General features: G+C 61.4%; 9 protein-coding genes. 4 read left to right on the forward strand and 5 right to left on the reverse strand.

Going from position 1 to position 9,516, the window contains the following annotated elements; translation table 11 throughout:
• The 3 genes from EN749_RS23150 to EN749_RS23160 all read right to left on the reverse strand — a co-directional run.
• A partial coding sequence (locus EN749_RS23150; protein WP_145990977.1) for an iron ABC transporter substrate-binding protein occupies positions 1-950 on the reverse strand: 950 nt, incomplete at its 3' end.
• 157 nt (positions 951-1,107) lie between these two features.
• Positions 1,108-2,334, reverse strand: a complete 1,227-nt coding sequence (locus tag EN749_RS23155) for a cytochrome P450 (RefSeq protein ID WP_128364052.1) — start codon at positions 2,332-2,334, stop codon at positions 1,108-1,110.
• On the reverse strand, positions 2,331-2,984 hold the full coding sequence (locus EN749_RS23160; RefSeq protein WP_127318816.1) for an N-acetyltransferase: 654 nt from the start codon (positions 2,982-2,984) through the stop codon (positions 2,331-2,333). The genes EN749_RS23155 and EN749_RS23160 overlap by 4 nt, the downstream gene beginning before the upstream one ends.
• Positions 2,985-3,074: 90 nt before the next feature.
• On the opposite strand from EN749_RS23160, the gene EN749_RS23165 reads away from it, so the two are divergent.
• From EN749_RS23165 to EN749_RS23180, 4 genes are all read left to right on the forward strand, one after another.
• Complete coding sequence (locus EN749_RS23165) at positions 3,075-4,094, forward strand: hypothetical protein (protein WP_127331578.1); 1,020 nt, start codon at positions 3,075-3,077, stop codon at positions 4,092-4,094.
• A gap of 156 nt (positions 4,095-4,250) precedes the next feature.
• Positions 4,251-4,802, forward strand: coding sequence for a sigma-70 family RNA polymerase sigma factor (locus EN749_RS23170; protein WP_127809210.1), 552 nt, complete (start codon positions 4,251-4,253; stop codon positions 4,800-4,802).
• A gap of 1 nt (position 4,803) precedes the next feature.
• Positions 4,804-5,442 (forward strand): NrsF family protein, encoded by a 639-nt coding sequence (locus tag EN749_RS23175; RefSeq protein ID WP_127809211.1) that lies wholly within the window; start codon positions 4,804-4,806, stop codon positions 5,440-5,442.
• A 132-nt stretch (positions 5,443-5,574) separates the two neighbouring features.
• Positions 5,575-7,593 (forward strand): PAS domain S-box protein, encoded by a 2,019-nt coding sequence (locus tag EN749_RS23180; protein WP_128364053.1) that lies wholly within the window; start codon positions 5,575-5,577, stop codon positions 7,591-7,593.
• 57 nt (positions 7,594-7,650) lie between these two features.
• Here EN749_RS23180 and EN749_RS23185 read toward each other — a convergent pair whose 3' ends face one another.
• Both EN749_RS23185 and EN749_RS23190 read right to left on the reverse strand, forming a co-directional pair.
• Positions 7,651-8,529 (reverse strand): 3-hydroxybutyryl-CoA dehydrogenase, encoded by an 879-nt coding sequence (locus EN749_RS23185; RefSeq protein WP_127809213.1) that lies wholly within the window; start codon positions 8,527-8,529, stop codon positions 7,651-7,653.
• A gap of 206 nt (positions 8,530-8,735) precedes the next feature.
• Positions 8,736-9,516, reverse strand: a 781-nt coding sequence (locus EN749_RS23190; RefSeq protein ID WP_145990978.1) for an electron transfer flavoprotein subunit alpha/FixB family protein, incomplete at its 5' end; no start/stop codon positions are given.

The following is a 9,516-nucleotide window of genomic DNA, read 5'->3' on the forward strand; positions in this document are numbered from 1 at the left end:
GCATCGACCTTCGGCGCCTGCAGATCGGCGAGTGGCACCAGCTTCGGGTTGGAGTCCGCACCCTTGCCGACCGCGTATTCGAAGGAGTCGCCTGTTTTCAGCACGTCCTGACCGCCCTTGCCGGTCAGCCATTTCAGGAACGCCTGGGCTTCCTTGGGATGCTTGCTGGAGGCCAGCACGCCGCCGCCGGAGATCGAGACGAAGGCGCCCGGATCCTGGTTCTTGAAATAGTGCAGCTCGACATTCTTGCTGTTTTCGCCGGTCTTGGCCTGATCGCCGAAGTAGTAATAGTGATAGATGACGCCGCCTTCGATCTCGCCGGCATTGACCGCCTTCATCACCGTGCTGTTGCCCTTGTAGGCGGTGAAATTGGTTTTCATCGCCTTCAGCCAGTCGGCGGTAGCGGCTTCGCCCTTGAGCTGGAGCAGGGCGCTGACGATGGCCTGGAAATCGGCGCCCGACGGGGAGGCGGCCCAGCGGCCCTTCCAGTTCGGATTGGCGAGGTCAAGCATCGACTTGGGCAGCTGGTCGGCGGTCAGCTTGGTCTTGTTATAGGCAAAGACCGTGCTGCGCGCGGCGACGCCGACCCATTTGCCGCTGGCCGGCTGATAGTCCTGCGGAACCTGTGCCAACGTGTCGGCATCGACCGGCGCGAACAGGCCGGCGCTCTCGACCAGCGCCATGGCTGGTGAGTTTTCCGTCAGGAACACGTCTGCGGGTGAAGCAGTGCCCTCGGCGACGATCTGATTGGAGAAGTCGCTGTCGCCGCCATTGCGCACTGTGACCTTGATGCCCGTTTCCTTGGTGAAGCCTTCGGCCCACGCCTTGGTCAGGCTTTCGTGCTGGGCGTTATAGACAATGATGCCGGCATCCTCGGCCATCGACGGGCTGGCGATCAGCATGATTGCCAGCGCCGTGGCGCCGGCGAGGGTGGAAAGAGCATATTTCATGACATTGTCCTAAAGTTCGGGTTGGCACCGGCTCACCTACCGATACCTGACAGGCTTAGTCAACATTGGTGATCTGCTTCAATCGGTCGCTGAAGCACAAACGCTTGATATCGGGCTCACAATTCCAAGCATGAAGGGACGCGAATGGCGTGCGAATTCAAACCGATGGTTGATCCGCGGGCCGGATGAATGGGGCGGCTTGCAGACCGTGGAAAAGCAACGAATGCCGCCTGACGACCCTGGGAAGGTCCAAGCACCAGCCTTTGGCCTGCGTGAACAAGGCCTCCAGCAGTACAGCTATTTCTAACCGGGCGACGTGTTGACCCAGACAGGCATGCAGTCCGGTGCCAAAGGCAAGGGCCGACGAAATGCCGGAACCCAAATCCAACCGGTCGCCCGCCGGAAAAACAGAGATGTCTCGATTGGCGCTCGCCAGCACGGGTACGACGGCCTGCCCGGCTTTTATGGTTGCGCCACCAAATTGCAAATCTTCCGCGGCGATGCGCGCTCCGGCATAGTGAACCGGAGCGCAAAAACGGAGCAGCTCTTCGGCTGCTGAAAACCAACTGACTTTCCCATCTTCAAGCAGCGAAAGCTGTTCTGGGAAGCGTGCAAGCGCGACCAGCGCATTGCCGAAGGTATCGACGACTGTCGCCTGCCCGGCAAAGAGCAGGAATACGATGTTTGCAATGGCATCGTCTCTCAGCCAGCGGCCAGCCTCGACTTCGGCAAGCATCTGAGCTGAAATACCGTTTGGGCGCACAGTACCGTGTTCTATCACGCTGGATACCCATGCCTCCAACCGGCGGCAGGCATCGTTTGCGTCTTCGTCTACGCCGCCGGCCCTTATTTCCAGGGCGTTGGCCATAAGCTGTGCGTCGGCGCCAATCCGCCAGGGATCGTCCATGTCGATACCAAGGATCTGTTCCAGGCCTGAAAACGATAGCGGCAGGCCTATATCACGAACCGCGTCGAACTCCGGTTTTTGTACAGCTGCCTGCGTAAGTTCCGACGCTTTGGCCGCAAGCCGGTCGAATAGCCCGTTGCTGGAGGAAAAGCTTAGCGAACCAGCCAATGGGCGGCGCAGGCGCATGTGCCGCGGCGGGTCGGACAGCAGCATGGAACGGGTCAACAGGTCCAGGGCCGGATTGGCGCTGATCTTTTGCCTGACCTCCTGATAGGCGCCCGGCGGTGCCTGCAGCAACAGCGGGTGTTTCAAGGCCTGGGAAACAAGCGCATGGCTGAACACGTAGAAGGCTTCACCGACCTCGGGATAAGGAGGTTTGCCCCAACTGGCGCCTCCCGAACTCCGACGACGGGCGAATTCGGGAAACGCATCGCTGCCATGGGCGATGGGGTCAAATAGATCAGCCTGATCTGTCATCGGGCAAGATCGACAGCAAAGATAACGCGAAATCCGCCGGAACTCATGTCTTCAGGTAGAAAATCGGACGCGAGATGTAGAAATTCGCACCGGAGAACACGGTTATAGAACCGCAGTAGCGGATCCCTCGTTATGGATTCCACCGAAGGCATGACACCGGTCCGATGCCAATCGTCGATGGTCCGACGAAATTCCGGATCCGGCCGAACCTTGTCGGGCAACTCGTCCTGTGCTCCCGCGTAGGACGGGCAACGTCCGTCGCCGACCAACCAACGCGCACCGACCTGCCGTCCATAGTCAGACATTTGCGACAACAGGCGGCGTGCCATGTCGGTGCCGCGGAATTCGGGTCGCACACCAAGATTGTACACGTAGAGTGACCGTGCAGGTTGGCTCCTGGCAAGCGAAGAGTAGGCGGAGAAGGTCTTGGGGAACCTTCCCGTATCGTGCGGATCTTGGCTGGTTTCCACGAAGCAGATCGCGCCGGCAACAAGGTTCTCAACCATGGCCAGGATCATTGTATGCCCGAGCGAAAGCCGGTGGTGAATTGTTTTTTCGCTGGCACCGAGTCTTCCCCAGGCCGCGGCCTCCATCGCGGCCATGCCCGGAACGTCGTCTGCCATAAGCTGTTGAAATACGATCATCTTCATCGTCGAAAGGCGGCTCGTAATTGCGATATCGAATCGATAATTTTCTGATACCAGCTGTTGATGAGTGCATGAGTAGGGGCGGGTTGTCTCATGATCTTCTATGTTTGCCATCGCTTGCATGCCTATACCCTGGCAAGCCTGCTACTCTATTTTCGAACAGATTTGCAGGGTTCTGTGCGCTTTGTCCCCTATGACGAACGGGAGCATCTGCTTGAGATTTCCAGAGGCACCGTTCTTTGGACGGATTTGGACCGACTGAGCGAAGCAGAGATTGAAGCATGCTCCAATCTCAGCCAGCGGATGAAGTCGCAGCAGCCTGATCTGTTTCAACTCAACCATCCCCGAAAAAGCCTTCAGCGTTTCGATCTATTGCGTATGCTGTTCGCGGACGGCATCAATGATTTCAATGTATACAGACCCGAAAGTCTGCCGGCGGGAATGCGTTTCCCTGTCTTTCTGCGTGACGAGACGGGCGCCGCTTATAAAGTGCCGCCGCTGTTGCAATCGCCGGTGGAACTCGGCCAGGCGCTCTCTGACCTGGGTACGATGAATTTTGTTCGCCCCATGGTGGTGGAGTTTGGAGCAAAGGCAGGTGCCGATGGCAGCTACCGGAAATACTCGGCATATCGGATCGGCGCGCGCAGTTATGCGCAACACTGCTTCGCCAGCAAGGAGTGGTTCATAAAGGTACAGGGAGGCGGCATGTCGCGGCGACATCGGGTCGAGCATACCGCCTTTGTGCGCGACAATCCGCATGCGGTAGAACTGATGCCGATTTTCGAAAAGGCGGGGATCTCATATGGCAGGATCGACTACACCATTGTCGATGGTCGTATCCAGGTTTTCGAGATCAACACCAATCCCACTGTATTGAACGACCCGCCCACACCCTTCGACAGATACGATTCGTTGCCTTACGCCAACATGCATGCAGATGCCTTGGCACAGCTGCCATATGCTAACGATCCCCTATCCACTCCGGTTATCGATGAGACACATCTCCAGATCTTGGGCCGCCTGAAAAACAAGTACCGTCGCAGACGGATGAAGCTGACCGTTCGAAAGGGCTTCAGGTCTTTCCGGGACGCCATGTTCGGCGCCAAGCCTTGAGTTCTCGAACAAGAGCGCTGGGCAATATCGCACTGGCGATCGGCGCGCGGTGTGCCGCAATCTTTCGTGATTTGCCGATAGTTTGGCTTGGACATTATTTCGCCGGCCACGTAACAAATCAGCGCCGAGACGCGAAATTCGGGGGAGTGAACTCTTGTGAGCGGCAAGGACGAGGCCGAACTTTCCCGGCTGATGCGGGCCGCGATCGCGGGAGATGAAAGGGCTTACGCCGACTTTCTGCACCGGATTGCCGCGCTGGTTCGCGGTTTTGCCAGGCGCAAGATCGTGCAGGGCGGGGTCGATCCCGAGGATGTCGTGCAGGAAACCTTGCTGGCTATTCATGTAAAACGACATACCTGGCGTCAGGATGCGCCGGTGTTGCCGTGGATCTACGCGATCGCCCGCTTCAAGCTGATCGATGCGTTCCGGCGGCGAGGACGGCGCATCGAGATCGATGTCGACGATATCGCCGAGACGTTCGCCGAGCCGGAAATCGAGACCGTCAGCGAGCGAGACATCAACCGGGCATTGGACAGCCTGTCGCCGGCACAGCGCTCCGTGGTCTCGGCCGTGTCGGTGGAAGGGCGGTCCATCGGTGAGACGGCGGCGAAGTTCGGCATCAGCGAGACGGCGGTGCGTGTGTCGCTGCATCGCGGACTTGCCGCGATAGCCAAGCGATTCGGGCAGGGGCGGTTCGGGCGGGAATGACATGAGGACGGATGATCTCATCAAGGCGCTGGACGCCGACGCAAGCAGCAAGGCAATCCCGTTGCTGTCGGCCTGGTGGCTGGCCGCCGGTGCGGGGGCGGTGATCGCGGCCGTCGTATTCCTGCTGACCATCGGCCCGCGCCCGGACTTCGTGGCGGCCGCTCACACGATGCGCTTCCTCTCCAAATTCGTCTTCACCATCGTGCTGGCCGTCAGCGCCTTCGCCCTGATCCGCGCCTTGTCGACGCCGGGCGCCTCGACGGGCCGGGCAATGGCCTGGATGGCTGCGGCGCCCGTGCTGGTCGCCGTGGCGGTGCTTCTTGAGCTTTTCATGGTGCCGGAGGCGCTGTGGGGTACACGGATGGTCGGCTCCAACATGATGCTCTGCATGGGCTTTATCCCGCTGATCGGTATTGGCCCGCTTGCCATCTTCCTGTGGATGCTGCGCTATGGCGCGCCGACACGGCCGGTGCTTGCCGGTGCGGTGGCGGGTCTGCTCGCCGGCGGGCTGGCGGCAACCTTCTATGCCGCGCACTGCTTCGACGACTCGCCGCTTTTCGTCGCCACCTGGTACACGGCAGCGATCGCAGGGCTCGCATTGCTCGGTGCGCTCGGCGGACGGTTTTTCATACGCTGGTAGCGTTTCGCAACGATCGCGGACCCGTGCACCGATCCTTAATCATGCCGGCAATTGTTTGCCGGTTAGCGACCACGCCGGCATGCCGGACGCAACCTTTCCTTAAAATCGATCCGCCAAGGTTGATGCGAGAACATGCGTTTGCGCACGGGGGTGGCACGTATCGTGATGTGGCGAGGATTGACCAGCCGAAAATCTCTTGGGCATGCAGGGCTGGCGTTGCTCGTCGCCGGCCTGGGCGTGCTGGCGACCTCGATCCTGCTGTCGAGCCTGGATTTCGGCACCGAAGCGTTGAGGCTCTGCCTGCAGATCGCGGTGGCGGTGGCGGCGGGCGCGCTGTTCCTCGCCGCCCTGTCTATCCGCAGGATCAGCAGGGATCGCCAGCAGATCGCCGAGAGCGAACTGCGCTTCCGCCGCGCCATGGAGGATTCGGCGATCGGCATCGTGGTTGTCGGTCTCGACGGTCGCATCCGCCAAACCAATCCGGCCTTCGCCGCCATGCTTGGCTACACAAGCGAAGAGATCGAGGCGCTGACTTTCTTCCAGATCACGCATCCCGACGATCTGCTGATCGGGCGGGAGACGATGGACGATCTGAAGGCGGGCACGGTCAATTCCTTCCACTTCGAGAAGCGTTATCTCAGGAAGGACGGAACGCCCGTCTGGGCTCATCTTGCCGGTTCGGTCATTCGCGATGAGACCAGCGGCCGCCCGCTCTATCTCGTTTCGCAAATCGAGAACATCGACGCGCGCAAGCAGGCCGAGGCGCGCATTGCCGAGGCGGAGACGCGTTGGAATTTTGCTCTGGCTGGTGCCGGCCAAGGCGTCTGGGACCTCGACATGCGCAAGGGGGGCACGACCTATTCCTCGACCTGGGTCAAGATGCTGGGCTATGCGGATGGCGAGCTCGATGGCGACACCGATCGCTGGCTGACGATGATTCATCCCGACGATCGCGAGACTGTCGCCGAAGCGGATCGCGCTCATCTCGAGGGCAAGACACCGTTCTTTGAGGCCGAATTCAGGATGCGCCACAAGGATGGCCACTGGATGTGGATACTCGACCGCGGCAAGGCCATCGAACGCGACGAGAATGGACGGCTGATCAGGGCCATCGGCAGCCTGACCGACATCACCCGTCGCAAGGAGGCCGAAGAGCGCCTTACTGTGTCGGCGGCAATGCTTGCCGACGAAAAGGAGCGGCTGAGGGTGACGCTGCAATCGATCGGCGATGCCGTCATCTGCACCGATGCCGCAAACCGTATCACCTTCATGAACCCGGTCGCCGAAAAGCTGACCGGGATTGCCGGCGGCGAGGCTCTCGGCAAGATGCTTGGCCATGTCTACTGGGCGGTCGACGAGGAGACGGGGCACAGGATCGGCGTCACCCGGCCCGCGGTTGGCGTTCATGCGCCCGCCGACCAGAACAGCCGCGCCGTCCTGATCCGGCGCGACGACACGCGCTGCAGCATCCGCCAGGTGGTGTCGCCGATCATCAACGAACGGAACGAATTCTGCGGGCTGGTCATCGTCTTCCAGGACTTTACCGATGCGCGCGCGCTGCAGCGCCAGCTGGCGCATGCCGCGGCACACGATGCGCTGACCGGCCTTGCCAACCGCTCGAGCTTCATCCGTGCCATGGAAGACCTGGTCGGCCAGGCGCGCAAGGATGGCACCGCCGACACGACGAAGTCGGTCGGAGGCGCCGGACATCAGTTCATGTTCATCGATCTCGACCACTTCAAACTGGTCAACGACACCGGCGGACACGCGGCGGGAGACGCGCTGCTGAAGCGGGTTGCCGAGGCGATTCGCGGCGTGCTTGGTCCAGACGATATCGTCGCTCGCCTCGGCGGCGACGAATTCGCGGTCATTCTGAAATCGGGTTCGGCAGCCGGCGCCAAGATCGCGGCACGCTCCATCATCGATGCGATCGGCGGGCTGGACTTCACTTGGGACGGCCGTCGTCACGTGATCGGCGCCAGCATCGGACTGGCTGCGATCAATGCCAATTGCGGCGAGGTCGACGAGATCATCGCGAGAGCCGATGCGGCCTGCTATGCGGCCAAGGCGGCCGGCCGCGGCTGTGTCTCCGTGGCGTCCGACGCACGGATCGTGGAGGGCCGGACAGAGCCGCTGGCGGCGGCCTCCTGATCGAGCCTGTCAACCGCCGATCCGAAGGCTTGTCCCTGATTTGCGTCGACGATGCGCTCAGCGCGTCGGAACGGGATGCTCGCCACGATAATCGTAGAAGCCGCGCCCCGTCTTGCGGCCGAGCCAGCCGGCCTCGACATATTTCACCAGCAGCGGGCAAGGGCGGTACTTGGAGTCCGACAGGCCGTCATGCAGCACCTGCATGATCGACAGGCAGGTATCGAGCCCGATGAAATCGGCCAACTGCAGCGGCCCCATCGGATGGTTGGCGCCGAGCCGCATGGCGGTGTCGATGGCGTCGACCGAGCCGACACCCTCATAGAGCGTGTAGATCGCCTCGTTGATCATCGGCAACAGGATGCGGTTGACGATGAAGGCCGGAAAATCCTCCGAGACCGTGATCGTCTTGTCGAGCTGCTTCACATAGGTCTTGGCCGCCTCGAAGGTCTGGTCCTCGGTGGCGATGCCGCGCACCAGCTCGACCAGCTTCATCAGCGGCACCGGGTTCATGAAATGTATGCCGATGAACCGCTCAGGCCGGTCGGTCTGCGCGGCAAGCCGCGTGATCGAGATCGACGAGGTGTTGGTCGCCAGGATGGCTTCGGGATTGAGCTGCGGACAAAGCTGGGCGTAGATCTTGCGCTTGACCGTCTCGTCCTCTGTCGCCGCCTCGATCACCAGATCCGCGCCGGCAAGATCGGCCATCGCGGGCGCGGTCGAAATGCGGCCCATCGCGTCGTTGCGCACCTTCTCGTCGAGCTTGCCGGACCCCACCTGGCGGGCCATGTTGCCGCTGATTGTGGCGATGCCTTTCTCGATGCGGTCGGGCGAAATATCGTAGATCAGCACCTTGTAGCCCGAAAGCGCGGAGACATGGGCGATGCCGCCGCCCATCTGGCCCGCGCCGATGATGCCGATCGTCTCGATCTTGCTCATTACACCGATCCCGTCCTGAGCCCTTCCGCTTGAACTGCGAAAGCGCTCCACCTTTTTTTACCGCAATTCCGGACGCAAAACCGCTGCGCACTTTTGCTGGATTGCTTTTCGCCTTTGCGGCCTGCTTTTTGTGCGGTGCAAACTAAAAGGGCGGGGCGACTTCGTCTACCCCACCCTCACCATTTAATACGCTTTGGCAGAAGGCGTCAAAGCGCCTTTTGCAGCTCCGGCAGAATGACGAAGAGATCGCCGACGAGGCCGTAGTCGGCAACCTGGAAAATCGGCGCCTCCTCGTCCTTGTTGATGGCGACGATGACCTTCGAATCCTTCATGCCGGCGAGATGCTGGATGGCGCCGGAGATGCCGACCGCGATGTAAAGATCGGGGGCAACCACCTTGCCGGTCTGGCCGACCTGCCAGTCGTTCGGCGCATAGCCGGCATCGACCGCGGCGCGGGAGGCGCCGACGGCTGCACCGAGCTTGTCGGCGACCGGCAGGATGACCTCCTGGAACTTCTCCGCCGAACCCAGCGCACGACCACCCGAGATGATGATCTTGGCCGAGGTCAGCTCCGGACGGTCGGTCTCGGAAAGCTTGTTCTCGACGAAGGTGGACAGGCCGGGATTGGCCGCGGCCTTAACGGCCTCGACCGCCGCCGAGCCGCCCTCGGGGGCTGCCTGGAACGAGGCCGTGCGCACCGTGATCACCTTCTTGGCGTCGCTCGACTGCACCGTCTGGATGGCGTTGCCGGCATAGATCGGCCGCTTGAAGGTGTCGGGCGATACGACTTCGATGATCTCGGACACCTGCGCGACATCGAGCAGCGCTGCGACGCGCGGCGCGACATTCTTGCCCGACGAGGTCGCCGGCGCGATGATGGTGTCGTAGGCGCCCGCCAGCGACACAATGAGCGCTGCCGTCGGTTCGGCCAGGCGCTCGGCAAGTTCGTCTGCCTCGGCCAGCAGCACCTTGCTCACGCCCTTGAGC

The sequence above is a fragment of the Mesorhizobium sp. M7A.F.Ca.ET.027.02.1.1 genome (assembly GCF_004022985.1).
In the GTDB taxonomy this organism is placed as follows: Bacteria; Pseudomonadota; Alphaproteobacteria; order Rhizobiales; family Rhizobiaceae; genus Mesorhizobium.